Origin of the sequence: Olivibacter sp. XZL3, assembly GCF_004368405.1 — a bacterium.
GTDB lineage: Bacteria > Bacteroidota > Bacteroidia > Sphingobacteriales > Sphingobacteriaceae > Olivibacter.
Map to the genome: position 1 here is coordinate 34,982 of NZ_SBJH01000025.1, position 25,219 is coordinate 60,200.

The 25,219-nt window shown below is 43.4% G+C and carries 25 protein-coding genes; 14 read left to right on the forward strand and 11 right to left on the reverse strand.

What is annotated here, in order from left to right:
• Positions 1-114 precede the first annotated feature (114 nt).
• Entirely contained in the window at positions 115-864 is a 750-nt protein-coding gene (locus EPX21_RS06585) for an SDR family NAD(P)-dependent oxidoreductase (RefSeq protein WP_134088874.1), read from the forward strand.
• A 119-nt stretch (positions 865-983) separates the two neighbouring features.
• On the opposite strand, the gene EPX21_RS06590 is transcribed toward EPX21_RS06585, so the two are convergent.
• The 3 genes from EPX21_RS06590 to EPX21_RS06600 all read right to left on the reverse strand — a co-directional run bounded on the left by EPX21_RS06590 (position 984) and on the right by EPX21_RS06600 (position 3,392).
• Complete coding sequence (locus tag EPX21_RS06590) at positions 984-1,964, reverse strand: alpha/beta hydrolase (RefSeq protein ID WP_134088875.1); 981 nt, start codon at positions 1,962-1,964, stop codon at positions 984-986.
• Positions 1,965-2,035: 71 nt separating this feature from the next.
• The gene (locus EPX21_RS06595) at positions 2,036-2,329 is read right to left on the reverse strand and encodes a hypothetical protein (RefSeq protein WP_240768563.1); all 294 of its coding nucleotides are present in this window, start codon (positions 2,327-2,329) and stop codon (positions 2,036-2,038) included.
• A gap of 106 nt (positions 2,330-2,435) precedes the next feature.
• Positions 2,436-3,392 carry an alpha/beta fold hydrolase gene (locus EPX21_RS06600; protein ID WP_134088876.1) on the reverse strand — a complete coding sequence of 319 codons (957 nt, stop codon included), beginning with the start codon at positions 3,390-3,392 and terminating at the stop codon, positions 2,436-2,438.
• A 429-nt stretch (positions 3,393-3,821) separates the two neighbouring features.
• On the opposite strand from EPX21_RS06600, the gene EPX21_RS06605 reads away from it, so the two are divergent.
• Together EPX21_RS06605 and EPX21_RS06610 are read left to right on the forward strand one after the other, a co-directional pair.
• Positions 3,822-4,013 carry a type II toxin-antitoxin system HicA family toxin gene (locus EPX21_RS06605; protein ID WP_134088877.1) on the forward strand — a complete coding sequence of 64 codons (192 nt, stop codon included), beginning with the start codon at positions 3,822-3,824 and terminating at the stop codon, positions 4,011-4,013.
• Positions 4,014-4,057: 44 nt separating this feature from the next.
• Positions 4,058-4,459, forward strand: coding sequence for a type II toxin-antitoxin system HicB family antitoxin (locus EPX21_RS06610; protein WP_134088878.1), 402 nt, complete (start codon positions 4,058-4,060; stop codon positions 4,457-4,459).
• A gap of 110 nt (positions 4,460-4,569) precedes the next feature.
• Here the strand turns inward: EPX21_RS06610 and EPX21_RS06615 are convergent, their stop codons facing one another.
• Positions 4,570-5,628: a glycoside hydrolase family 43 protein gene (locus EPX21_RS06615; protein WP_240768565.1), complete on the reverse strand. Its 1,059-nt coding sequence runs from the start codon at positions 5,626-5,628 to the stop codon at positions 4,570-4,572.
• A 233-nt stretch (positions 5,629-5,861) separates the two neighbouring features.
• Here EPX21_RS06615 and EPX21_RS06620 point away from each other — a divergent pair, with 233 nt between their 5' ends.
• The 4 genes from EPX21_RS06620 to EPX21_RS06635 all read left to right on the forward strand — a co-directional run bounded on the left by EPX21_RS06620 (position 5,862) and on the right by EPX21_RS06635 (position 7,925).
• Positions 5,862-6,296, forward strand: a complete 435-nt coding sequence (locus EPX21_RS06620) for a DUF4267 domain-containing protein (protein WP_166670698.1) — start codon at positions 5,862-5,864, stop codon at positions 6,294-6,296.
• Positions 6,293-6,772, forward strand: a complete 480-nt coding sequence (locus tag EPX21_RS06625) for a DUF1772 domain-containing protein (protein ID WP_134088880.1) — start codon at positions 6,293-6,295, stop codon at positions 6,770-6,772. Before EPX21_RS06620 ends, EPX21_RS06625 begins: the two co-directional genes overlap by 4 nt.
• 82 nt (positions 6,773-6,854) lie before the next feature.
• On the forward strand, positions 6,855-7,430 hold the full coding sequence (locus EPX21_RS06630) for a Crp/Fnr family transcriptional regulator (RefSeq protein WP_134088881.1): 576 nt from the start codon (positions 6,855-6,857) through the stop codon (positions 7,428-7,430).
• Between the two features lie 150 nt (positions 7,431-7,580).
• Positions 7,581-7,925, forward strand: a complete 345-nt coding sequence (locus tag EPX21_RS06635; protein WP_134088882.1) for a hypothetical protein — start codon at positions 7,581-7,583, stop codon at positions 7,923-7,925.
• A 382-nt stretch (positions 7,926-8,307) separates the two neighbouring features.
• On the opposite strand, the gene EPX21_RS06640 is transcribed toward EPX21_RS06635, so the two are convergent.
• From EPX21_RS06640 to EPX21_RS06650, 3 genes are all read right to left on the reverse strand, one after another.
• Complete coding sequence (locus EPX21_RS06640; protein WP_134088883.1) at positions 8,308-8,730, reverse strand: hypothetical protein; 423 nt, start codon at positions 8,728-8,730, stop codon at positions 8,308-8,310.
• A gap of 249 nt (positions 8,731-8,979) precedes the next feature.
• Entirely contained in the window at positions 8,980-9,423 is a 444-nt protein-coding gene (gene arr / locus EPX21_RS06645; RefSeq protein ID WP_134088884.1) for an NAD(+)--rifampin ADP-ribosyltransferase, read from the reverse strand.
• Between the two features lie 4 nt (positions 9,424-9,427).
• Positions 9,428-9,889, reverse strand: a complete 462-nt coding sequence (locus EPX21_RS06650) for a MarR family winged helix-turn-helix transcriptional regulator (RefSeq protein WP_206106021.1) — start codon at positions 9,887-9,889, stop codon at positions 9,428-9,430.
• A gap of 168 nt (positions 9,890-10,057) precedes the next feature.
• Between EPX21_RS06650 and EPX21_RS06655 the strand changes: the two genes are divergently transcribed.
• Positions 10,058-10,768 (forward strand): DsbA family protein, encoded by a 711-nt coding sequence (locus tag EPX21_RS06655; RefSeq protein WP_134088885.1) that lies wholly within the window; start codon positions 10,058-10,060, stop codon positions 10,766-10,768.
• Positions 10,769-10,807: 39 nt separating this feature from the next.
• Here EPX21_RS06655 and EPX21_RS06660 read toward each other — a convergent pair whose 3' ends face one another.
• Entirely contained in the window at positions 10,808-11,182 is a 375-nt protein-coding gene (locus tag EPX21_RS06660) for a VOC family protein (protein ID WP_134088886.1), read from the reverse strand.
• A gap of 280 nt (positions 11,183-11,462) precedes the next feature.
• Here EPX21_RS06660 and EPX21_RS06665 point away from each other — a divergent pair, with 280 nt between their 5' ends.
• From EPX21_RS06665 to EPX21_RS06685, 6 genes are all read left to right on the forward strand, one after another.
• Positions 11,463-12,635 (forward strand): acyltransferase, encoded by a 1,173-nt coding sequence (locus tag EPX21_RS06665; protein WP_134088887.1) that lies wholly within the window; start codon positions 11,463-11,465, stop codon positions 12,633-12,635.
• A 619-nt stretch (positions 12,636-13,254) separates the two neighbouring features.
• The gene (locus EPX21_RS06670) at positions 13,255-17,634 is read left to right on the forward strand and encodes a CusA/CzcA family heavy metal efflux RND transporter (protein ID WP_134088888.1); all 4,380 of its coding nucleotides are present in this window, start codon (positions 13,255-13,257) and stop codon (positions 17,632-17,634) included.
• 14 nt (positions 17,635-17,648) lie between these two features.
• Entirely contained in the window at positions 17,649-18,863 is a 1,215-nt protein-coding gene (locus EPX21_RS06675; RefSeq protein WP_134088889.1) for an efflux RND transporter periplasmic adaptor subunit, read from the forward strand.
• Positions 18,864-18,988: 125 nt separating this feature from the next.
• On the forward strand, positions 18,989-19,174 hold the full coding sequence (locus EPX21_RS22625) for a hypothetical protein (protein WP_166670699.1): 186 nt from the start codon (positions 18,989-18,991) through the stop codon (positions 19,172-19,174).
• Between the two features lie 192 nt (positions 19,175-19,366).
• Entirely contained in the window at positions 19,367-19,945 is a 579-nt protein-coding gene (locus EPX21_RS06680) for a zeta toxin family protein (RefSeq protein ID WP_134088890.1), read from the forward strand.
• Entirely contained in the window at positions 19,932-20,123 is a 192-nt protein-coding gene (locus EPX21_RS06685) for a hypothetical protein (RefSeq protein ID WP_134088891.1), read from the forward strand. The genes EPX21_RS06680 and EPX21_RS06685 overlap by 14 nt, the downstream gene beginning before the upstream one ends.
• Before the next feature lie 318 nt (positions 20,124-20,441).
• Here the strand turns inward: EPX21_RS06685 and EPX21_RS06690 are convergent, their stop codons facing one another.
• The 3 genes from EPX21_RS06690 to EPX21_RS06700 all read right to left on the reverse strand — a co-directional run bounded on the left by EPX21_RS06690 (position 20,442) and on the right by EPX21_RS06700 (position 25,132).
• The gene (locus tag EPX21_RS06690) at positions 20,442-21,560 is read right to left on the reverse strand and encodes a PepSY domain-containing protein (RefSeq protein WP_134088892.1); all 1,119 of its coding nucleotides are present in this window, start codon (positions 21,558-21,560) and stop codon (positions 20,442-20,444) included.
• A gap of 6 nt (positions 21,561-21,566) precedes the next feature.
• A complete protein-coding gene (locus EPX21_RS06695) occupies positions 21,567-24,137 on the reverse strand; it encodes a TonB-dependent receptor (RefSeq protein WP_240768567.1) in 2,571 nt (856 codons plus the stop codon).
• 179 nt (positions 24,138-24,316) lie between these two features.
• Positions 24,317-25,132, reverse strand: coding sequence for a FecR family protein (locus tag EPX21_RS06700; protein ID WP_134088894.1), 816 nt, complete (start codon positions 25,130-25,132; stop codon positions 24,317-24,319).
• Positions 25,133-25,219 lie beyond the last annotated feature (87 nt).

Sequence of the window (25,219 nt, forward strand, 5' to 3'; positions counted from 1 at the left end):
ACATGTTGTCAAACATTTATAAAAATGACCATAGTCACCATCCCATATCAGTTTTGGCCTTAACTTTGGTTAGTTAAGCATATAGACAGAATAGTAAAATAAAAACTAGTCATTATGAGTGTATTGAAAAATAAAGTCGCCTTTGTAACCGGCGCAGGATCTGGAATCGGCAAGGCCGTTGCCTTATTGTACGCTAAAGAGGGAGCAAAAGTAGTGGTGTCTGATGTTAATGATGCCCATGGGCAGGCCGTGGTGGACGAGATTGTTGGTCAAGGAGGAGATGCCTATTATGTACATGCCGATACGGCGCGTCCCGAAGAAGTGGAAAACCTGGTAGCAAAAACGGTTGAAAAATATGGTCGTTTGGACATCGCCTGCAATAACGCCGGTATCGGAGGGGAGGCGAATCCTGCAGCCGAAATGAGTATCGATGGATGGAAAAAGATCATTGATATCAATCTTAACGGAGTGTTTTATGGTTGTAAATATGCCACCATGCAGATGCTGAAAAATGGGGGCGGGGCTATCATTAACATGGCATCCATCCATAGCATTACAGCCGTACCCGGCTCGGTTGGCTATGCGGCCTCCAAGCATGGGGTTTTGGGCCTGACCCGCAACTTTGGGGTGGAATACGCTTCCCAGAACGTCCGTGTCAATGCGGTGGGTCCGGGCTATATCGATACGCCACTGTTGGATATGCTTGGCGATGATAAGAAAAAAGCGCTGGAAAAGGCTCATCCGATTGGCCGTTTGGGTACCTCCGAAGAGGTCGCCAATCTGGTGCTGTTCTTGAGCACCGATGCGGCCACCTTCATCAATGGCAGTTATTTCAATGTTGACGGGGGATATACGGCAGTGTAATTTACATTTTAAGGCAATCCTGAGAACAGTGTCGACTGTAAAAGCGAGCTTGGCTTCAATAAAAAAAGAAGCTCCGGCTTTTGGTGATCTGTCGGAGCTCTTTTTTATGAGTATGTAATTTAAAATAAAGCATTTTTCAAAACAATCGCGGCTTGCTGTATTGAAATCTGCACAGCCGGAATATGTGCTAATGGGTTTAACATGCCATAATCGTGAATAAAGCCCTTGTATTCGGTAATGGTCGTATGAACCCCGGCTTCGTCTAATTTGCGCGCATAGGCAACGCCTTCGTCATGTAGGATATCATTTTCTGCCACCTGTATCAATGCTGGCGGCAACCCTTTCAATTCATCTAAAGAAGCCTGAAATGGTGAGGCGTATTTATTTTTACGCTCGTTGGCGTCCGGTAGATAATGATCCCACATCCATTTCATCAGCGGCGTGGTGAGGAATCTTTCCTGCGCGTATTTGGAGTAAGATTCACGACTGAAATCGGCATCGGTTACCGGCCAAAGTAAAATTTGCTGTGTTAATTCCGGACCGTTTTTGTCTTTTGCCATGAGTGCTATTACCGCAGCCATATTAGCGCCAACGCTGTTTCCCACTACCGCCAATTTCGAACCATTCACACCAATTTCTTGGCCATGCTCCGCTACCCATTTGGTTGCCGCATAGGCTTGGTTAATGGCCGTAGGAAAGCGAGCTTCCGGAGATGGCGTATAGTCTGGAAAAACAGCCGCCGCGCCGCTGTTCACTACCAAGTCCCTTACCAGTCGTTTATGTGTCGGATAGTCGCCCAACACCCAGCCGCCACCGTGGAAAAACATAAAAACCGGTAGCCCTTCTTTAGCTCCTTTAGGTTTTACAATGTGGAGGGTAATTTCCTGACCGTCTTCCGTAATTGTCCTTTCAGACTCCTCGATATCGGAATAATCGAAGTTGACTGATTGTTGCGCTTCCACTAAAACCATCCTTGCATCTTCAGGCGATAAGGTTTCTAATGGTTTGCCGTCGCCGCTGTTTAATGTGTTCAAAAAGTCACGCGTCTCCTTTGAAATGTTGGGATCCTGTGTTGCGGGAATACTGATTTGCTGTGCCATAACTTTGGAATTTAAGACTAAAGATAAACATATCGTTGCAGCTATAAAATACCTGCTTAATGTACTTTTCATTACGACTGATGTTGAAGGCTGGCGCTTAAAGTGATTTCGAAGTTGAAAGTACCGCTAACAGGATAGGTTTTTTCTGCACCGTGCGCGATTTCCTGGAATTGTTTCTCTGAAATCCCGGGAATTTTAGCCGTCAAAAGCAATTCCGACCGGATTATTTTTTCATTGTTGGTCCTCCGCAAATCGCTGATGAACGAATAGGGTGTCTTGTTAAGAACGGTGCTTTGTGTGGTAATATGACTGTTTCCTTCTTTAATGTTGCCGTTCCAAACGGCGCTTGCATTGCGTTGCATCATTTCTATTTTTAATTGTTGTTTCGATAAAACAAATTACGATGATGCAACAGGCGTAAGAATGGCAAAAAGTAGATTAAAATTGTACTTTTTTCCCCAGCGGAAGTTCTTACTTAGATAATCTTTGTTGGATTCCCATCGAACAAAGTTGTATCCAGTTCGTCAGCCTATCAATAAACTCGGTCTGTTGGTCGACAAAGAGGTAATGCGAGCAGTTATCAATAAGGGCAAAGTTATTTGGTGTTACGATATTCTTGATGTCCTGTAATTGTTTCGGAGAAAAGATCCCATCCTGCTTTCCGTAAATAGCAAATATGCTCGTTTGTGTCTTTAATTTGGCTAATGTGTTTTTGGTGTTTATATTTCGCAAAGTTTCGTTTTTATAGAAGAGGGCGGGCGCATTTTCATTTCTGATGTTTTGCTTATAAAATACACTTGATGCGTAGTTGTCTCGTAATTCTTTTGATTGTTCGGTCGGGAAGGGCATTTCGAAATAATGGTTCAGGCTGGCGAGCTCATAACATGCTTTTCTATAATCGGCCGAATTTTTGTCTAATTGCTCAATTTTAGATATTTTCTTTAGTAATGAATTGTGTCTATTATTTTTATTTCTGCGCTTAAGAGACGATAAAATATGGTCGTATGTTTCCTGCTGGGAAACAAGCGCGCCGGCGAGTATAAGAGCATTCACCCTTTCGGGGAATCGCTCAGTAAATAAGGTGGCTACTAAGCCTCCGAAACTATGTCCTATAAGAGTCGCTTTATTGATTTTATATAACTGTAAGATTCCGTTTAGATCATTAAAAGCCTCGGTATAAGTGAAAGCGGCCGAAGGATCGATTGATCTTCCCTCACCGCGACGATCATACACAATAACATAGAATCCCTTGTCAGCAAGCTTTTGAGCAGTGGTCGATTCAAAAAGTGTTGAATTTCCGCTCGGACCGCCGTGGACGAATATAATGGCGGGATTGCGCCGGTCTCCATAGGCCCTTGAATAGAGGTCTTTTGCCGAGACGAGTATTGAAGTCAATAAGAAAAGCGCAAGAAATATAATGTGTTTCATGTATGATTTAGCTTTTTTAACGAAAGAGCTAAGTTAAATAAAAGAGCGGTATCTAAGGTGTTGCCGCTTCGATAGAATCAGTCCTATTTCAGCAATTTCCTCAAACCTACGATATTCTTGACTTTTTTGCAAAATCGTTAGGCCTTTCATTTTCCAATGTGTTTGACTTATCCTGCGGTGTGAGAAACTTCAAAAGCTTTTCCGAAACCGTAATATCCCGCATTATTTGTGTTAAAACAATAGGGCAAGCGTTTCGGGAAGGGTTTATTTGTTTCAAACGGATCGTTCGCAACCTGGTTAAAACAGTTTTCTTTTTACATCTTTTTACCTATTCCTCTTTCAAAATAGTAGTAAAATTGCTACTTTTGTGTTGATGGATTCGGGATGTGTGGTGCTAACATATTGTAGGCTGAAATTTGTTGCACCATAATGCTTGAATGTATAAAGTCTAGTGAATTCCATCGGTTTCTAAAGCGTAATGGTTGGAAGCATATCCGGACTGACGGAAGTCACTATATTTATGAGAAGGACGGTAGAAGATATCCCGTCCCTTTTCATGGGTCCAAGGAAATGGGAGAAGGCCTTCGCAAGAAAATCATCAAAGATCTGGGGCTGAAATAGTTCCCAGATTTTTGCAGTTAACTGGAGATTAAAGGAAGAAGCACATGAAAACGCTTAAGATTACCATAGAAAAAAGTGCAGATATGTTCAGTGCCTATGCGGAGAACGTGAAGGGAATTTATGGAGGGGGAAATACCGTTGAAGAAGCCAAACAATCTATATTAGAGAGTATTCGGCTGTTAAAGCTATATAACGAGCCGAAAAACGTCCCTAGTATTCTCAAGGGTGAATACAATATTGTTTATCATTTCGATGCGGAAAGCTTTTTGAATTATTATAAAGGCATTTTTACTAATGCGGCGCTGGAAAAGATTACGGGTATCAATCAAAAACAATTACAACATTATTCCTCGGGCCTTAAAAAGCCAAGGCTGCCGCAGCTTAAGAAAATCGAAGAGGGTATGCATAAGCTGGCTGATGAATTACAGTCTTTGGAACTGTCATAAAGTCCTTTAGCCAAGTTGTATTAGGTTTTCAAATCGTTTCAATTTTGGGCACGCTTATTCGAACCCTGATTATACGATCTTTTAATAAATAGTATCTTAAGCCAACTGACTTAATGTGCATTAGGAAAAGCGGCCAGTAAGGCCTTCGCTTCGGCGGCCGACAGTTTTGATAGGCTACCGTGTCTTGCATCGTCCGGCATGGAAACGTTCTTCTCTATGTTCCAGTGTAACAGATCAGAAGAAGATGATATTCCATATTGATCTACCATGGGATAATCATACAACAGCAACCATCCCTTACGGATAGGATCCCTCATTACGCTTGGCCCTTCAGTAATGGTGGGCGCAATTTGCCCTTTGTTCAAGGGGCCTTCGAAAATTTCATAAGGCCCTTCGATGTTTTTGGATAGAGCAACACGAATACCTCTTCGTTCGCCTGTTTTTGCACCAAATTCCTCTTCCTTATGGAAAAGATAGTACGTTCCATTGTGTTTGGTTAAGGTGCCGTCAATCACGGAATACGGTGGCGTAAACATCACCTTTGCTGCGCTGAAATTTTCCCAGTCTTTCGTTTTGCAGTACCAAAGTCTGCTTTCCTTCCATCCCGCATCTTTAAACGACGACGACCAGAAAATGGTGTATTCCTTTGTGGTTTCATCGTAGTAGAATTCAGGAGCCCAGATGTTTCTCACCAATTGGCCCGATTCATCTTTCACATCTTTCATAAGGTGTATGTACTTTTCCAGCTTCCAGGTAATTAAATCTTTAGAGGTAGCGTAAGTCACGCTCGGTCCAAATTGTTTTCGCCTTTCAGAACCTCCACCGCCACCCGTTGCAATTAATCGCCATAGACCGTCGGCACCGCGGTGAATGTATTGATCGCGCATAAACTGATCCCAGATCGGTTTATTGTCGTTGATGGCCGTCCAGTGGCGCCCATCATTTGACAAGGCAATATGAAGCTTTGCATCCAGCATGGGATTGGGTAGGGGCACCTCTATTGTTTCTCCTTTCGCGTTGATTTCGATGCGAGTTGGATAACGTTGACGGAAGTAAGTCAACATCCATACGCTATCACCCTTAATGATCAGTTTATCAGTCTTAGCTTGCGCATTTAATAGCTGAGCCGATGAGATAAGTAAAACGAACAGTGATAAGATCTTTTTCATGCATTGGTTTATAATGAATATACAATGGTATAAAATATTTTCAATTATCCGAAACTGCACTCCAGGCAAGTCCATGGCTATTTTCGTTAACTGTGTATATATTTTTAAAGCTCCATAGCTATCGCACTTCAATCTCCGAATGTAAACCACGTTATTATCAGCTCATTTATTAACCGAGGTTAATGATTCGCTGTTTTTTACATCAGACCTTTGCCATATCAAAGAAAGAAAATATGAAAACACAAATCGAACAGAACTCTTGGGGAATAAGATCGATATCATTTTGGAGCGTGCTGATGTTAGCCTTAGGTATTATTTACATTGGAATCCGTTTTATTATCTACCCGGAGGTCGGCGCATCAGGATATGGCATTCCCTTTAAAAATGCGCATGATGCGGCTTATGGAAAAATCAAAGGCATTCGAGACATTTTTTCCGGCCTTGTCCTTTTACCCTTGCTTTGGATGAAGATGCGTAAGGCAGCAGCCTGGGTGTTTACCGCTACAATCGTCGTTCCGGTTTTTGATTTCCTGGTTATCCTGTCTTACAATGGTAGCAGCGATATTTCTCATCTATTGATTCACGGTATAACCGCTGCTGTAATGATCATCACCAGTGTTTTATTGTTTTATGGACTTACTAATCCAGGTAAATACCAAACGATATGAATATGATAGTAATTAGTCAGGCGCTGCTTGTTACGGCGGTTTTAACTGCGGGTGTTATATACGGTACAGATGTGTTTCATGCATTAATTGTCAGGAAAGCCACCGCTCTGAGCAAAGACGGCTCTATTGCCGACCTAATGGGGCATACGCATTTGGTTGCAGACAAACGCATGCCGGTTATCGGCATGGCGAGCGTATTGGCTACCGCCTTTTGTTTACTTTTAAACTTTAGGCACGGCTATACGGCCTATTTGTCGGGCGCAGCTCTGTTAATGCAGTTAGCCCATCTTTATTTATATATCTCCATTGCAAAACCTATAAATAAAAAGATGTCGGATGCTGCTGTTGGTAAAATCGTGCCTTCCGATATCCGGGCGCTACAAAACCGCTGGGAGAGTGTGATCAATTATCGGGCTGCGCTTTTAACCGCCGCTATGTTTTTACTCAGTGTTGCAGCAATCGTATGTGGTAAATAAGGCCTTGTAAGCCATCGTCAATTTAAATGTACCTTTATGAAATGACGCAAAATTAACCTGCTAAAAGGTTAACTTTGTCGTCATGGACCTGCTGATTCACACGATAAAAGAACAGATTTCAATTTCAGAAAGGGATATTGCCATCATTGAAAGCTTATTTCACAGGAAGACTTTTAAAAAAGGGGAGCGGCTTTTGTCTGAAGGGGAAATTTGCCGTTATATTATATTTATTGAGAGCGGTTTAGTGCGGTATTATATCAATAATGACGGAACTGAGCAAACGCATTATTTCAATAAAAATGGTGAATTTGTTTGCGATTACATGAGCTTTTTGCCCCAAACGCCATCTAATGTGAATATACAGGCACTTGAAGATACCGTCGTTTACCGGATCAGCGCGGAAGGCATTCAGCAATTCTATCGTGAAGTAGCTGGTGGCGAGAAATTCGGTCGCACCGCAATAGAACAGGTGTTTGTGAATGTGATGAAGCAGATCGTTTCACTTTACACTGACACGCCTGATAATCGTTACTTGAAATTTCTTTCCAATTATCCCGATTTAGTTCAGCGAATTCCTCAATACTACATTGCTTCTTACGTTGGCGTTAAGGCACCTTCGCTAAGCCGTATCCGCAAACGGATAGCTGCCAAGCGCTAACCTCCATCAAATTCAGATCATTCAGGGTGAGCGTTAAGAAATTCAGTTAGAAAGAGAGGAGGGAAGGTCGACGAAATGGCTAAGATCGGCCATTTCACTGTAGCGGATAGAAGTCTTCATACGTTTTAAGTTGAAAACCTAAAAATCATTATGAGAAAATTACTTATACTTTTCGTGCTCACCGCTGTGCTCAACAGCTGCGACAAAGATGACAGGCAGACAGAGGCGGCCGACTGTGCAGTACGTATGAAAGAATTGTATGAAGAAGAACTGAAATGCACACAAGAGGACTTTATGGAGGTTAACCTGTACAAGGGTGTATATAAAAGTGAAGTCGTTTATTTTCCCATGATCATGTGTCCCCATTGCAGTGTTTTAGCACCAGCTGATGGTTATACTTGCGACGGCAAAAAGGTTGTTTTTGAAGATTTCCGGGAAGTGAGTGATATCAAGCAAGTGTATAATAGTTGCAGTAAAAGCTACGTTGCTGAATAGGCTATTTTCACACCAGCCATTATTTATAGTTGATCAGGTGTTTTGAATGGAAGTTGAAACGGAGAAAGTCATGCGGTTTTCTTCTTTAAAAAAGGAAGAGACCTGACGGTATAAAAAGAAAATTCAATACGTTCGTTATTCTCGTTAATGACTTAGGAGGCTTTCGTAAATGAAAACCGAGGATATGAACGACTAGATAATGATCTTCAATCATAAATAGTATTACCCCCTTAGCTTATAGCCTGGGATAAAAACAGGTTCAATTTTTTCTAGATGCTGGTGCATATCAACGAAACGGCTACTATCCGTGTTTCGGTTAACCGTTTTATTAGAAGTCGAAAGCGATTTACTCTGCGTTCCTGTCTTTTTGGTCTTTCTCCAATCAATTCGTTTCAGCAAAGATGTTTTCATACTGTTTAACGATAAAAGTCCTTTCGTTTTCCCTGTTTCTAGGTAATACAAATATAACACTATTTTTTCTGTTACCGAATATGGTATAATCTTTTAAAAATGATCGGCTTAACACTTTTGTATAGACCTGATACCTTCTATTGTTGTCATTTTGAGTTTCATAAACAAGATTGGCTGCTAGCAATCCCCAAGTATGGGAACCGGTAATCTTTTGTGCTCGGATCATAATGTCCATAATTGTTCCACCGATGTACCCAAATGAATTTTGCCTTGTCAGCAGTCGGTACCGAAGGTCTTGGATGTCGTCCCTTGAATGCCTTTTAGGGGTTAAGTTAATTTTCGGATAATAATCGAGCGTAAGCAAAGAATATTCATATTCCTTAATTGATACCACATATTTTATACAACACCTATTATTATGCCTGTGGAATTTAAAGATAAATTCCCTCAAATGGCTTTCGTTATAACCGTATTTGTTTTTTCTGATCTGTACTAATTGAAACGGGAGACTACCTTCAAACATGGTTTAGAGCTGTTTTCTTAAGTTGGGCTATTCTTATTTATCACGAATATACTAAGAATTATAGTAAATCCGCTCCCAATTATTTTAAAGTTGTATCTGTAGTTCCACTGCGTTACTTAATTACTCCTCTATCACCATAATCCCTTGCTGTTTCAACCTTTCCAACCCGTCTTTCATTGCTTTGATCTCTTCTGATGAGTGCCTTTGCCATACGGTGACCTCCCCAACAACTTTGAATGGATGCTCGGAGCGATAGGACATGGTGGGATTACCCGGGAATCTTTTATCGGTTACATTGGGGTCGTCTTCTAGTGGACCTGTGGCTTCTACCAAGTATATTCTTTCACGTCCATCGCCTGAGGCAAGTTCGGCTCCCCAGATAGCCGCGTTTAAGGTGGCGGAAAGGTAAATATGTTTTAGTTTCCTGTTTACAAAATTTGAATTAAAACCGGTTTCTATAAAATCCCCAATTTTTAAATCCTCCTTGGTTCCGTGAAAGAATGTTTGGGAAAAAGCATGCTGAACAGGTGCTTTGGTTTCGTTTACTATGTCCGTTGTGCGCATTGCCTTACTGTTTTTGATTTATCGTTTTTATTTTATTGCCCATTATTTCCATTGCATTTAAAAAATACCTTTCTAAAACTTTTAATTCTTCTGATGAAAATGTAGCAAACAGTTGTTCGGTGTTGCCTTGAAAATCTTCGTAAAGAGGTTTTAACAGTATCATTATTTTTTCTGTATCCGGCACGATGATCACTTTTCTACGGTCGGTTTTATCAGGCTTCCGTTTTACCAATTTCTTCTGCTCAAAACGGTCTATTAAGCTTGTGACGGCACCGGTGGTCAAACCCGTTATATTAGCAAATTCGCCGGCTGTCATTTGCCCGCGCTGAAGTAAAAATCCCAAGTATTTATGGTCGGTCCCAGATATGCCTGCTTTTCTGCCAATCGCTTCATGCAGCTGAATAGAAGTATAGGCGAATTGCTGGCTTAGCTTCCTTATTTTTCTGATTTCTTCTATATCCAGCATGTGTCTTGATTGTTAATTATCTTGATTGTAAAGATAAATAATAAATCTTTGTGCCTCAAAGTATTTCTCCTGTAAATTTTTCTGAATGAGCTTTTTCCTGCGAAGAGCCAAAAGTCACAATATGAAATCTTATGGAAATCACTTGATATTTCGTTTATCTTTGTAGTTATGAAAGTAGAAGTTTGGTCAGACATCATGTGCCCTTTCTGTTATATTGGCAAACGCCATTTTGAGATGGCCCTCAAGGATTTCGCTCATGCAGCAGATATAAAATTGGTATGGAAAAGTTTCCAGCTAGATCCCACTATTCCAAAGGGAGCTAAGCTTGGTACGGTTTACCAATACCTGGCTGCCAGCAAGGGGCTCAGCGAGGACCAAGCTCGGGAAATGACCGGCAATGTGGCCGATATGGCATCACAGGCCGGTTTACAATTGAATTTTGACCAGGCAGTTGTAGCCAATTCCTTTGACGCACACCGATTGATCCATCTGGCACAAGCGCATCAATTGGGACAAATTGTTAAAGAAAAACTGTTTCAGGCACATTTCAATGAGGGGAAAGATATCGCTGATCCGACTGTACTCACACAGATCGGTGTGGAAGCAGGCCTGGACAACACGGAGGTGACAGCTATGCTTCACAGCGAGGAGTATACAGCCGAGGTGGAACGGGATATTCAGGAAGCGCGGCAGCTTGGTGTTCGCGGTGTTCCGTTTTTTGTGTTCGACCGCAAGTACGCTATATCAGGGGCCCAGCCGGTCACTGCCTTCCGTGAGATACTGGATAAATCCTTCGCCGAATGGCGGGCCGAACATCCCGTGGTTAAGCTCGATGTCTCCGAAGGTCCTTCATGCAGTACCGACGGTTTGTGCGATTAATAGCCGCTAAAACAGAGAACAAAAGCCGCAAATTGAAACTTATGTCGTTTCTCTCTCTTGAAGATTGAAAACCGTTCCTGCCGGGTCTTGAATCCAATGCATATTATTCGGAAGTTCCTCTATTTCATCGCAGGGTTCCACGCCTTTTGATCGTAAATAGTCCGTCGCTTCCTCAACATTTGGTACGGTTAGCTGTAACCAGGTTTCTGAATGCGTGTAGTTGTCTACACAATCAAGCCATATAACATTATTACCGAATTTGACTTCATGTGTTCTGGAAACGGTTGGATGATCGATAGGCTTTTCTTCCACTTGCAATTTCAGTATGTCTTTGTAAAAAGATACCGTTTTTTCGTACTTGTTTTTGGGTATTTTTATTGCGATGTTAATTCCAGCTTCAAATTTTGTGTTCATATTTTTTATTTTTTCTATTATACTCTAATTCGCTTGCCTTGAATGCCACCTTTCTGGTATGATAGGTTTATGTGTTTTTGGTCTGTTGTGAAATTTTAGCCAGAGCTAAAGTACAAAAAAACAAGGTCTTTCACATCGGCTTGTCAGAAAAGGGTTGATCACATGCGTTTTTCAGGGATGAAAATTCGAGTTTTGGGATTTTGTTAACCCGGAATTAAAATACAATCGAATATCGAATGTTAGCTATTTTTTGCAAATTGCATTTTTTGCAAGCCATTACATGAGAACTGTTCCCAATAGTGAGCCGGCTACCAAGCCACACTACCTTATATTAGACGGCCTTCGGGGTGTAGCAGCTATAATCGTTGTCACATTTCACCTGGCCGAGCCATTATCAACCGGTAATTTAGATAACCTCGTCAATCACGGTTACCTTGCTGTCGACTTTTTCTTTTTATTATCAGGTTTCGTGATTGGCTATGCTTACGACAACCGTTGGAAAAAAATGACGGCTGGCAATTTTTTAAAACGCCGTATCGAACGGCTTCAACCGATGGTGATTTTGGGGATGACCCTCGGCGCTATAGGCTTTTATTTTACGGATTCTACGATATGGCCGCTCATTCATACCGTTCCTGTCTGGAAAATGCTGTTGGTAATGCTGATCGGTTATACGATCCTGCCCGTCCCACTATCGCTTGATATACGCGGCTGGGAAGAGATGCATCCGCTGAACAGCGTCGGATGGTCATTGTTCTTTGAATACCTTGCCAACATCCTGTATGCTATCTGGATCAGGAAATTTTCCCGAACGGCGCTGGGTATCTTAGTAGGCGTTGCTGCTATTGCACTTGCACATATGGCAATTACAAAGGGTGACGTCAGCGGCGGCTGGACACTGAATGTAGAACAAGTACGCGTTGGGCTAACGCGTACCATGTACCCTTTCTTTGCCGGTCTGTTACTTTCGCGTATAGCGAAGCCCACTCGAATCAAAAATGCCTTTTTATGGTGCAGCCTTTTAGTAGCTATCGTACTTTATATGCCGCGCATTGGCGGCGCTGCGCATGTTTGGATGAACGGGATCTATGAATCTGTTTGCATTATCATCGTTTTCCCGCTTATCGTATACCTTGGCGCCAGTGGCGTGGTACAAACTGAAAGGGAGAGGAAAATATGCAAATTCCTAGGTGATATATCCTATCCGCTTTACCTCGTACATTACCCGCTGGTTTATTTTTACGTTGCTTGGATCAGCGATCATAAAGGCGTAACCATTGTACAGGCCTGGCCTTATACATTACTCATTTTAATAGGTAGCATCGTTTTGGCCTATGCCGCATTGAAATCGTATGACGAGCCGGTTCGCAAATGGTTGCGGAAAAAGCTCACACCGAATCAGAATACGGTCAATATGGTGGCTGAAAAAGTAGATGATGCCAGTAAGGTTTAGCCTTGTTTTACCCATCGTTTACCCTTTCTATACCCTTTGTTCCCTGTTTTGGGTATTTCGTCGCAAGCTGGGGGAGAGTGTTCCGGTCCCGTATTTCTTGTTTTTCTATTTAATTCAATTTATCTTTGTATTCAATTGGATAAAATAATATGCTAGCGCGGCTTTGTCTTATTTACATGCTCATATGGATGTTAGTCCCCAAGGACATGATTCTATTTGCCGCGTCTTTTAGCCTGCATTACCAACACCATCTGGAGCGCCATGGCGACATCTCTCCTGTAAATTTCTTTATTGAACATGTAACGGGGAACGAAAAACATGACTCCTCTCGGGAAGAGGAGCATCATAGCTTTCCATGTGATCATTCTCACTCCTCGCAATGTGCTCCAAACACACATGTTAAGATACTTACAAGCCGGTTGCGCCTAATAATATATCCTGCAGATACCGAATTGCAGGCCGTTCCTTTTCAAGTAGGACAGCCTCAATCTGCTGCCTCCGGCATATGGCAGCCCCCTCAACTTATTACACTATCGTCATTGAGCGGATAGTGTAGCTGCTTATCTATAGGTAATATAACTACGCTATCCATGTTTTTTCTTGGATTAAGTGTAGCATTATGTTAAATCGTATCATATTTTTTAGTATAAAGAATAAATTGGTAATTGGTGTATTCACCATTGCCATCATCGTATGGGGTGTGTGGTCAACTAGTAAACTTCCCATCGATGCCCTGCCTGATATTACCAACAATCAGGTACAGATCATCACCACATCACCAAGTTTGGCAGCTCCAGAGGTTGAACGTTTAGTTACCTTTCCTATAGAACTGGCGGTAGCTACGGTTCCCGAACTTGTCGAAATCCGAAGTATCAGCAGGTTTGGCCTGTCGGTCATCACAGTAGTTTTTGAAGAGAATACGAACATTTACTGGGCTAGGCAGCAGGTTTTCGAACGTTTACAGGAAGCTGTAAGCCAAATTCCTCCTGGCATAGGCGAACCGACGATGGGACCTATCAGTACCGGTCTGGGTGAGATCTATCAGTATATCCTACGCCCCAAACCGGGAGCTGAAAACAAATATACGCTCGCCGAACTGCGTACTATGCAGGACTGGATTGTAGCACGACAGCTTTATGGTACACCCGGTGTGGCAGAAGTGAATGGGTTTGGTGGAATATTGAAGCAGTATGAGGTTGCCGTTCGACCTGATCGTTTACAATCCTACAACATCACGATCAGTGATATTATGAAAGCGCTGGAGCAGAACAATGAAAATGCAGGCGGCGCCTATATCGACAAAAAGCCGAATGCCTACTATATACGTTCGCTGGGACTGGCTACAAGCTTAGAAGATGTGGGTAATATCGTCATTCGTAAAGATGCTCAAGGAATACCCATTCTTATTAAGAACGTGGCAACCCCACAATTCGGAGGCGCTGTGCGTTATGGAGCCCTTACCTATAATGGCGAAAGAGAAGTAGTGGGAGGCGTGGTGATGATGCTCAAGGGATCGAACAGTGCAGAAGTTGTTAAATCCGTGAAAGAAAAGATGGCCATGATCCAGAAAGCACTGCCAGAAGATGTGCTGATCGAAGCGTACCTAGACCGTACAGACCTTATCGGACGCGCGATCAACACCGTTAAGACCAATTTGATAGAGGGTGCGGTAATTGTGATTTTCGTACTGGTGCTATTTCTGGGGAATTTAAGAGCAGGGCTGATCGTTGCCTCGGCTATTCCCCTCTCTATGCTCTTCGCACTGTCTTTAATGCGCGTCTTTGGCGTAAGTGCAAACCTGATGAGCCTCGGTGCGATCGATTTCGGTCTAATTGTCGATGGAGCCGTTATTGTCGTGGAAGCTACCATGCATCACTTAGGTCTCAGACGATCGGTGCTGCGCATGACGCAGGATGAAATGGACAAGGAGGTTTATGAATCTGCTGCCAAAATCCGAAACAGCGCAGCCTTTGGAGAAATTATAATTATGATGGTATATATTCCGATCCTGACGCTCAGCGGGATTGAAGGCAAAATGTTTCGCCCAATGGCGCAGACTGTAAGCTTTGCTATTCTCGGAGCGCTGATCCTCTCGATGACCTATATCCCTATGATGTGTGCATTTTTCCTATCGAAAAAGCCGATCTCGAAAAAGTCCTTTTCGGATCGTATGATGGAGAAAATACAGCATATCTATATGCCGTTGCTAAAAAAAGCCCTTCGTTTACGTTATTGCGTGCTTGGCGTAACAATATTGATTTCTGTTACGAGCGCCTATATGTTTTCAAAGATGGGCGCTGAGTTCATCCCACAATTAAAGGAAGGTGATTTTGCATTTCAGTGTGTGCTCCCCCAGGGCGCATCTTTATCGCAGAGTATTGAAACATCCATGATAGCAGCCAAGATCATTCGGAAGTTTGATGAGGTTAAAATGGTCGTGGGAAAAACGGGTTCAGCAGAAGTGCCCACCGACCCTATGCCACCCGAAGCCTCCGATATGATGGTTATTCTAAAAGATCCAGACGAATGGACCAGTGGGCGAAGTTATGAGCAGCTTGCCGCAGATATGGAAAAGGCACTTGAAGCGCTCCCGGGAGTGTACATTGAAGTGAATCAACCTATACAAATGCGCTTTAACGAACTTATGACCGGAATCCGTCAGGACGTCGCTGTGAAAATATTCGGTGAAGATTTGGATTCGCTGGAAGCCTATTCAAAGCAGGTCGCTCAGATCGTAGGCGCTGTAAATGGGACCTCTGGTGTCCTTCCGGAGCGTACTTCGGGATTGCCGCAGATTACCGTTACTTACGACTATGGCCGGATTGCACGGTACGGGGCGACAATCAAAGACCTGAACGCAACACTGAGTACAGCCTTTGGTGGCACGTCTGCCGGGTTGATATATGAAAACGAACGAAGGTTTGATTTGGTAGTACGTTTGGACAGTGCTGCAAAACAAAGCATAAACGATGTCCGGAATCTCTATGTACCTATTGCGGGAGGAGGTCAGGTTGCCCTTTCCCAAGTTGCAACCATCGAGTTCAAGGAGGGTCCGGCGCAGATTAGTCGCGATGATGCCAAAAGGCGCATTGTGGTTGGATTTAACGTGTCAGGAAGGGATGTACAGCACGTTGTAGATGATATCAAAAGTCGCTTGGATAGTGAGCTCAAATTGCCTGAAGGCTACTTTTATATTTTTGGCGGCCAGTTTGAAAACCTTCAAGAAGCAAGCTCTAGGTTATTGATAGCCGTGCCGGTAGCGCTCGCATCCATTTTTGCCCTGCTTTTCTTCACATTCGGATCAGTGAAGGAGGCGCTATTGATCTTTACTGCAATTCCAATGTCTGCAGTCGGCGGTATGCTCGCCTTGGAATTGCGTGGCATGCCTTTCAGTATTTCAGCGGGTGTAGGTTTCATCGCACTGTTCGGTGTGGCCGTGCTGAACGGGATCGTGTTGATCAGTACCTTTAACCAATTGAAGAAAACCGGGCATATAAATCTGCTCCGTCGCATTCTTATGGGTGCGGAGATGCGGCTACGTCCCGTGTTGATGACCGCAACTGTAGCCTCGCTCGGATTTCTTCCCATGGCCCTTTCTACAGGCTCTGGAGCAGAAGTCCAGAAACCTTTAGCTACGGTCGTAATCGGGGGATTGGTATCCGCTACCTTTTTGACCCTTTTTGTTCTACCCATACTGTATCTTATGTTCAACCGTCTTAAGCGATCTGGCTCTTCGACTTCATTGAGAAGACTTACAGCTGTGCTTGCGGTCATTGCACTTGGAGCCGTATACTCACCAAAGTCTTATTGTCAAACGGTTGATACACCACTCTCTACGGTCAGCGAAGCCATTGCCATTGCATTGAAAAACAATCCCAATTTGAAAGAGGCAAATGTAAATGTCCTTAGCCAGCGGGCCCTTGAGCGTACTGCATTTGATCCAGCCAACATCAATATCACGGCGGATCAGTCGCCACTTGAGGGAGCAAGTCCCGACAATAATCTAGGCATTTCGCAAAGCTTCAGCTTACCGGGCGTTTATAGAGCCAATAAACGGCTTCTGAGATCACAGACGGGAGTAGCAAGCAGGCAGCTCGATCTCACTAGAAACGATCTGATAAGAGATGTACGTACAGCCTATGCAAATCTGCAATATGCCATGGCGTTGGTGGGGCACTGGGCATGGCAGGACAGCCTCCTCAACGAGTTTTTAAAGATTGCGGAGTTACGGTATAAAACCGGGGAGACCGCTAAAACCGAGTTGTTGGCAGCCTCCAACCGTTACCGCCAGTTGCAATTGATGAGACAGCAGGCGAAAGCTACCGAGGCGGCAGCTGAACAGGAACTAAAACGTCTGTTAAACGTGAGGGGTACTTTCAAGATCATATCGGAGCCCTGGTTCAGGCTTCCACTGATAAAAGTACCTGATTCCGCTTACCTACAGGATAACCCGCTCCTCGCCTTGGCCCGCCAGCAGCAGGAAGTAGCCGAGGCTTCGGTCAAGAAGGAGCGGTCGGGCTTTTTGCCGGAGATAACCTTGGGCTATCAGCAGCAGATGATCCTTAAGAGGTGGAACCCGGAAGCTATCAACAAAAGTTATGGGAGTAGCACACACATAGCGGGTGTTTCAGTAGGACTTGCCTTTCCTATTCTCAACCTGCCCGCCAGGAAGGCGCAGGTTAAAGCGGCTGTTTTAAACAGAACAGCCGCCGATTACGCCTATGAGAGAGTCTCCAATGACCTCAAAACAGCTTTTAGCCAGCAGCTAGGCTATTATCAGCAACTTGCAGATGCCATCTCTTTTTATGAATCGGAAGGTATCAGAGAGGCCAACGAATTGATCGCGTCTGCCCAGCTCGGCTATCGAAAGGGAGCGTTGGATTATGTAGCCTATACCCAAAATGTAGAGCAGGGCTTTAATACGCGGCTACAGTACCTAGAGACGCTTAGACGCCTTAATCAGGCAATTTCAGAAATTAACTACTACATAGGAAATTAAATAAAAAAGAAAACATGAAAATCGTTCGAATCTTCGGCTACTGGCTATTTTTTCTGTTAGCCGTAGCCTGTCAATTCAATCCATCCGGCTCTCCGAAGCAAACCGAAGAAAAGGGAGAAGAGGAACGCGCTGACTACAGAAAACAAGAGAATGCATTGGAGATCTTTCAGAGCCAGTTTAAGGCTCTGGGAGCAGCGCTAGGCCCTATCGAGCAAAAAAGCCTGTCAGATGGTATACAGGCCATCGGTTTTATCCGTGTGCACAATCAGGACAAAGCTACCGTAACTTCTCTTTTTGGTGGCCGAGTACAGCATATTTTTGTTGCGCCGGGAGATATCGTAAAGAAAGGTCAGGTATTGGTAAGTCTCGTCAATCCACAGATTATCACCATGCAGGAAGCGTATCTGGTCCTTATCAACGCCATAGCTTTAACAAAGCTTGATCTTGACCGCCAGCGGGAATTGGTCGAAGGAAATGCGGGAGCCTTAAAAAACTTACAAACGGTACAGACGCAGTTCAAGCAGCAACAGGTAAAGATCGCAGCCTTAAAGCGGCAGCTCACCTTGGCGGGCATTAATGCTGAGCGTCTAACTCCAGAAAGTATAAAAGAGGCTATAGCTGTTACCGCTCCTGTATCAGGCACAATATCCCACATTCATACGGAGCTGGGCGCTAACGCTGACGCGGGAGTTACATTGGCCAATATTGTGAACAATAGGCAGGTAGACCTGGATTTATACATTTACGAAAAAGATCTCAGCAATGTGAAAATAGGTCAGGAAATTGAGTTTGCCCTATCCAATGATGCCGCAAAGAAAGGGAGGGCCATCGTGGATCGAGTAGGCAGTTCTTTTGAGGGAGAAAATAAGGCAATTGCGGTGCATGCGCGCATTATCGGAAGCCGGGAAGGCTTCTTTGATGGGATGGGGGTATCCGGTCTGTTGAAGACCGGTGCCAACCAGGTAAAGGCCGTGCCTGATGCTTCCATCGTTGATAAAGAAGGCAGTACTTATATTTTTACTTTGGCCGAAACTGGTAAAGTAGGTCATGGCGGTACACAGAAAATGCGTTACCGCTTCGAACGGAAAAAAATCAAAAAAGGTATCAGCTCCATGGGCTTCACAGCGATAATCCCGATTGATGCCATCGATGAGAAAGAACTGATTGCAACGGCTGGTGCCGTATTTCTACAGGCTAAACTCGATGGAGGTAATGCGCATAGTCATTAATGACGGGCTAATGAAAAAGCCCATCAAGCGGTTCAATAGATTTTTATTTAAGTGTAAATTGTCACGATTCCGCTCTAAGCAATATTGTGATAACGGTAGGACAAGTTTAAAACAAATTACGACAAATGAAACACAAGCATACATACGGTGCACAGGGCAGACAGCTTTGCTGCAACCAGACAGAAAAAGTGTATACCAAGGCCGGCGCCAGAGGAATTTTGAAAGATCACGTCGAAAATGATAGTCATGATCATGACGATGGACACTCCCACTTGTGTTCATTTTCAAAAAGGTTCATGCGCTCGGAGTAAAACTCCTCGGTTTTGTTACTTTTGTATCATCACAAAAGTAAAATCATATACTTATGAAACAAGCCTAAAGGCGAAATGGGATACCCAGACCTACTGTCGAGGAGTTACAATAGCTCATCGCGAAGGTAACGAGAATGCAAGCCATAATGGAGAGGATCTGTAAGAAGAAAATTGAAGAAATAGAATAGATTTATGCCGAATCTTTATATAATAGCAGGTTGCAATGGTGCAGGAAAAACAACGGCAAGTTACACAGTTTTACCTGAGATTTTAAACTGCAAGGAGTTCGTAAATGCCGATATGATAGCAGCGGGGATTTCACCGTTCAATCCGGAAAATGTTGCTTTAGAGGCCGGTCGAATTATGCTTAATCGCATTAGGGAATTGATAGAGGAAAAGGCAGATTTTGCTTTTGAGACTACGTTAGCAACCCGTAGTTATATTTCCCTAATCAACGGTGCCAAGCAACGGGGGTATAACATTGTCCTTTTGTTTTTTTGGCTTAAATCGCCAAATCATGCTATTGAACGAGTAAAGAATAGGGTCGAAGAAGGAGGACATCACATACCTGACGACGTGGTTATTAGGAGGTATTATCGAGGAATTGCTAATCTGCTAGATCTGTACATTCCAAAATGTGATGAATGGCTGGTTTTTAATTGTATCGATGTACGTTTTGAATTAATTGCCGAATCTGGTGAATTTGGAAAAAAGGTATATAATAGCGAACTTTGGGACAAGATAGAAAAGCAGCGTTATGATAAACATTGATCCTTCTACATTAAAAGGTATGCCCTTAAGCGACCGTATCCTCATGGGAATGCGTAAAGCGGTACGTCAATTAGTGGAAGATAGAGCAGCTAAAGATAAAAGTTTGGTTGTAGAAGTAGAGGGTGAAATTAAAAAAGTCCCTGCAAAAGAGCTCTTAAAAAGCTTGCCTCAGGAGTAGGGGTTCACAATGCACTCTCCTATAAACCAATTAGGAAGTTTCTCTTTTCTAATGTTCGTGTATACCTTTTATATCCCAAGGTCTTAGCATCTCTAATTTTATCTAATTTCGACAGATGGCTCATTACAGTCTCAAAAGAGTATGATAATCCCTTTCTCAAAAGGTGTTTTCGAATGAAGGAAGTGGTAGAACCGATTTCCTTTTCAATAATAGCTGAGTTGACAAAATAACCCGTATCAAACTGGTGGCTTATATCCTCGAACAACGTAGAATTACCGGATCCATTCGGTCCGGCAAAGACCCTTAGCCTGTTCTGGCCTATTTACGTTTACGCCAGAGAATAAAACCGGTGATGGGCAGCGAAGCGCACACCAGGCAAATGCAAAGCGCCAGAATTTTGCCGGGAAGTCCGGCAAAGGAACCAACATGCAGATCAAAATTAATCGCACGGACTTTCTCGGCCCGATTAAGATCATTTGTACTATAGCTGTAAAGTAAGGTTCCATAAAAGGAATCATAGAAAAACCAATGGAAATGGTAGGTTCGGCCGGGGCATAGGCGGATCTGGAAATCATAGGGATTACCATGGCCGTCTCCGAATCGTATGGAGAGCATGTCTGCATCTGGAAACCGACATTTTACATCCTGAAAAGCCCTGTTGAGCGCTTGATCTGTCGATGGCAAAGGCCGAATATCCGACGGCGGACGCCGTTCTGTTCTGGCATGCCCTCCACTGAAAAGAGCATATACGGACTTATCCATCCAGCTGAAGGCAAATACCGTTCCGGTAAGCGCAATAACAAGTGCCGGGAGGAATATATAAAAGCCTAGCACATTATGCAGGTCATAAATGAGGCGTTTAAATCGGGCATTCCATTTAAGGGTTAATGCTTGTTTCCAGAGATGCTTCTTGTTTTTCCGCGGCCACCACAATACCATGCCGCTTAAAAGGAGCAGGATAAAGATCAATACACTGAAACCAACTAGCGGCTTACCTATTTTATGTCCGAGCAGCAAATCGGTATGGAGGTTCAGGATAAGTTGAAAAAACTCTTTTCTCGTGTCCTCCACATAGATGACTTTTCCATTGTAAGGGTTCACATAGATTCGATAATAATACGTATAATACTCCCAATGGCCAATGCCATTGGGATTTGTTTTCATCGCACGGAAAACCCAACTGCGGTTCGGCGACGGATAGATATCGCATCGGCTGATACGGATATTATTCCCTACAGCCTTTTGGGCTGTGTTTTTTAAAACAGCGAGCGGTTGTGCCGGAAGATCAGATACAGGCACAAACAGCCTTTCGGGGTAACATAAAGCTTTAAGCTCATCTACAAAAACGTAAACGGCGCCGCTTAAGCTAATAATGATTATCACTATTCCGCTAAATAATCCCAGCCAACGGTGTATCCAGCCGATCCACTTTTTCATTATAGGTTAAAAAGTATAAATGATGTTCAGACTAGCTTTCGCACCATTTCCCATAACGTATTGGTCGTCTGTAGCACTGTACTGGCTGTAAAACGGGTAATACGCTTTGTTAAATAAGTTTTCTACACCTAAACCAAGTTTAATTGCCCGACTTACTTGGTAGGCACTGCTGAAATTAAAGAGGTGAACAGATTTTACAGGTCCTTGTCCGCTCAGGTAACTGCCGTTTTCCTGTACATCGAAACGATCACGATTACCGGTATATATCCAGAAGAGATGCAGTTCTAAAGCTTGGGTTGGATTATAATGTATATAACCTGTTGCTTTAGCCGGAGAAATCCGCGAATAACCCAGATATGTCTTGCTGCCATCCTCTTGCTCTGCCTTTCCTTCCACATAGGCATATGTCCCGCCAACAGATAGCTTGTCGTTTAACCTGGCATCGGCAGTTACTTCATATCCATGAATTCGCTCAGGTGCGCGTTGAGGTATTAAGGTGCCGTATTCATTAGCAACGAGATTAGCTCCTAGTTCAGAAGTGCTGATGAAATAAGAACCCGTCAGATGAAATATAGAAAACCGACTGCTGAAACCGGCTTCATAATTATTGGTAATGATGGGGTCTGTCTGCAACAAGGATATGGTGTTTTCACTGGCTGAGCGCAAAATGCGTCCCAGTTCATTTAGTCCGAAAGCCTGAGAAAAGCTCACAAATGGATTAAATACGTCGTATTTGGTGTATCGCAATCCGGCATTGAACATCGTGCTTCGGTAATGAATGTTACCGCCGGCAACAGCAATGCTACCTTCACCGTCCGGCCCCTTTGGTAAGGTGTGGTAATCGGCTACCTTCACACGGGCATTCTCATAGCGTAGACCTCCTTTAAAAATGAAGTGATCAAACAGATCTGCTTTGACTTGCAGGAAAGGAGCGAAGTTCGTCATATTCATGTCCGGTATATAAATCCTTCCATCTAATAATGGCTGATTGGTGATGTCGCCCAAGACATCCACACCGTAGGTGAAATTTCCCTTGAATTGCTGATCTCCCCATGGGCTATGTATATTAAGGCGTAAACCTTTTTTCTTTGAACTGATCTGTGTTTGTCCGGGTCCATACCATCCGTTAGCCCTTTCGACATAGCGATTGGTAGATAAAAAACGGTTGAAATATCCGGTTAGCTCAAGGGAACTGTTTAAGAGTAAATCACTTTTTCGTAGGGTCAGATAAAGATTATGATTTTGTGGTGTTCCTGCAGGGGCTCCCGGGCTTTCTCCTTTTTGTCCGATGGCCGGAGAACTGCCAAATACGCCAGGCACATTGATATAATCGGAATGTTGTAAACTACGGAAGAAATTGTAAGCAACCGTTAGATCGGTGGAGGTGTCAAATTGGTATATAGCCTTAGCATAAATATTGGTAGAATTGGCTTGCGATAGGCCGTCGTCTTGGGCCAACACATTTCCTTTAGCATCTTTAAAAACGCCGCTATAGTTGTAGGTGCCGCTCATGACGTAAGAAAACTTATCCAGGTTACCATATAACGATTGTGAAAAGCGGTAACCAATTGTATTAGCCGCATGGGCGGGTTGTCCGTTGATGCCTGCATAGGTTTGGCCACCTATTTTTGCCTGGCCCGTTGGCTTTTTAGTGATGTAATTGATGATCCCGCCACCAGAACCATTACCGTAAATCGAGGTGGCTCCTTTGATTATTTCCACCCGTTCAATAACAGCCGGATCAATGGAGCGGATATCCCGGGCGCCATTCATTAAAGGGGTGGACTGTGGGATGCCGTCAATAAGAACCAGTACACTTCGGCCACGTAAGGTTTGACCGGTGTTTACAGCCTTGTTTGATGAAGGACCCAAGCCGGGTACAGTAAAGGCCAATATATCACTGATAGAAGGGTTGATCTGGATTTGTTGTTCTATCTGTTTCGTGTTGAGAATGCTTACAGAGGAAGGCACTTCGTCAATACTTTCCCGGGTTCGACTTGCCGTTACAACTACCTCTGAAAGTTGTCCGTCGGGTTGTAGAATGACGGTACCCGCCCATTGCTGATCTGATTGGACGGTTAAGGGCTGGCGTAAACTTTTATAACCTACAGCACTTACTTTTAACGTATAGGAACCGGCTGCAATATCATCGAAAGAAAAATGACCCTGATCATCAGATCGGGTTCTGCCATGCCCTTCCAAGCTAAGCGTGGCTAGAGGAACTGGTTTTCCTTCCTGATCTATTACAGCGCCGGAAACGCCTGAAGCAATGGCGTTGGTTTGAATAGTAATCTGATTGCCCTCCACGAGAAGGCTTTTCAGTTGCTGGCCGAGCAGTTGTTGCAGCGCCGAGTTGATGGTTTCGTCTTGGGCGTTAATGCTGACTTTTTGATTAAGGTTTAATGTGGAACTGCTGTAGGAAAAATATACGTTTGCTTCCTTTTCGATAGCCTTCAGTACTTCGGAAAGGGGCTTTTCGGATGCTGTTACAGCAATTCGTTTGTTTAAAAGTCCTTCCTGACCATGAATTTTTTGGCTTGTTATGAAAAGGAAACTGATAAAAAATAAACGGCCCAAGAGACCTGTGTTAAATTTTTTATTTGAATATTTCTTTGATGATCTATAAGGGGTTTGTATATTTTTGTACATTGTTAAATTAATCTTTAGTATGGTTTAACATTATCCGGCACAACGTTTGGCGATGGGGTGCCGGTTTTGTTTTGTATAGCTTGTCTTCTTTCTTGTTTATGTAGAATTCATGGTGATGTATGGATAATAACGTGCTTGTTGTTTATAGTGTATTCAAATGAGAGGGCAAAGCCTATGCTTTTCAGTACCTGCTGCAATCGAGCTCGTTGAAATCTTCCTGTGTAACGTTTCTCTAACAGGAGTGCATCCTGCACGTGTACGGAAACGCCATACCAGCGTTCCAGATTTCGGAAAATCGCACTTAAAGGCTCATTCCGGAATATCAACTGATCATTTCTCCACGCTATAAGATCCTCCGGGGAAACCCTGTCTGTGCGACTTAACTTGTTTTGACTGTATTGCGCTAACTGATTGGCCTGAAGCAGCAGCATTTTACTGTTGTGTTTCGAACGGAAGTTTACCTTGCCAGCTGTTACCAGAATGGTTGTTTCCTCTTCATCGGGATACGCTTTCAGGTTAAAGGAAGTTCCGAGTATCTGGGTTACGGTTTTTGAGCTGAAAACCGTAAACGGCCGTTTGGTATCTGTGGCAACAGAAAAGTAGGCTTCTCCGGTCAAGTAAACCTGTCTTTTGTTTTCTTCAAAATTTTTCGGATAACGAAGTTTACTTGCTGAATTTAAATGAACGGTAGTACCATCGGGTAACTTGAGGTTCGCCTTTTGTCCAGGCTTGGTGCTGATTATGGCATAGGGAACGGTCGTTGGCTTCGGTTCTGCCTGTTCTTGTGAGAAGTATAACATTCCGGCCAGCACAAATAGGATGCAAGCTGCTGCCGGCAACCACCGCCATTGCTTTTTTTTAGGGGGATGCTTGCTGCTTACCGCAATTTTTCTTGATAAGTGTTGCCATCGCTGATCTTCCAATGTTTGGATTGTAAATCGTCAGCAAAAAGTGGACACGATATTTTAAAAACTTAAGGAGTGTTTTCATCAAAAACGTTAGATTTAATT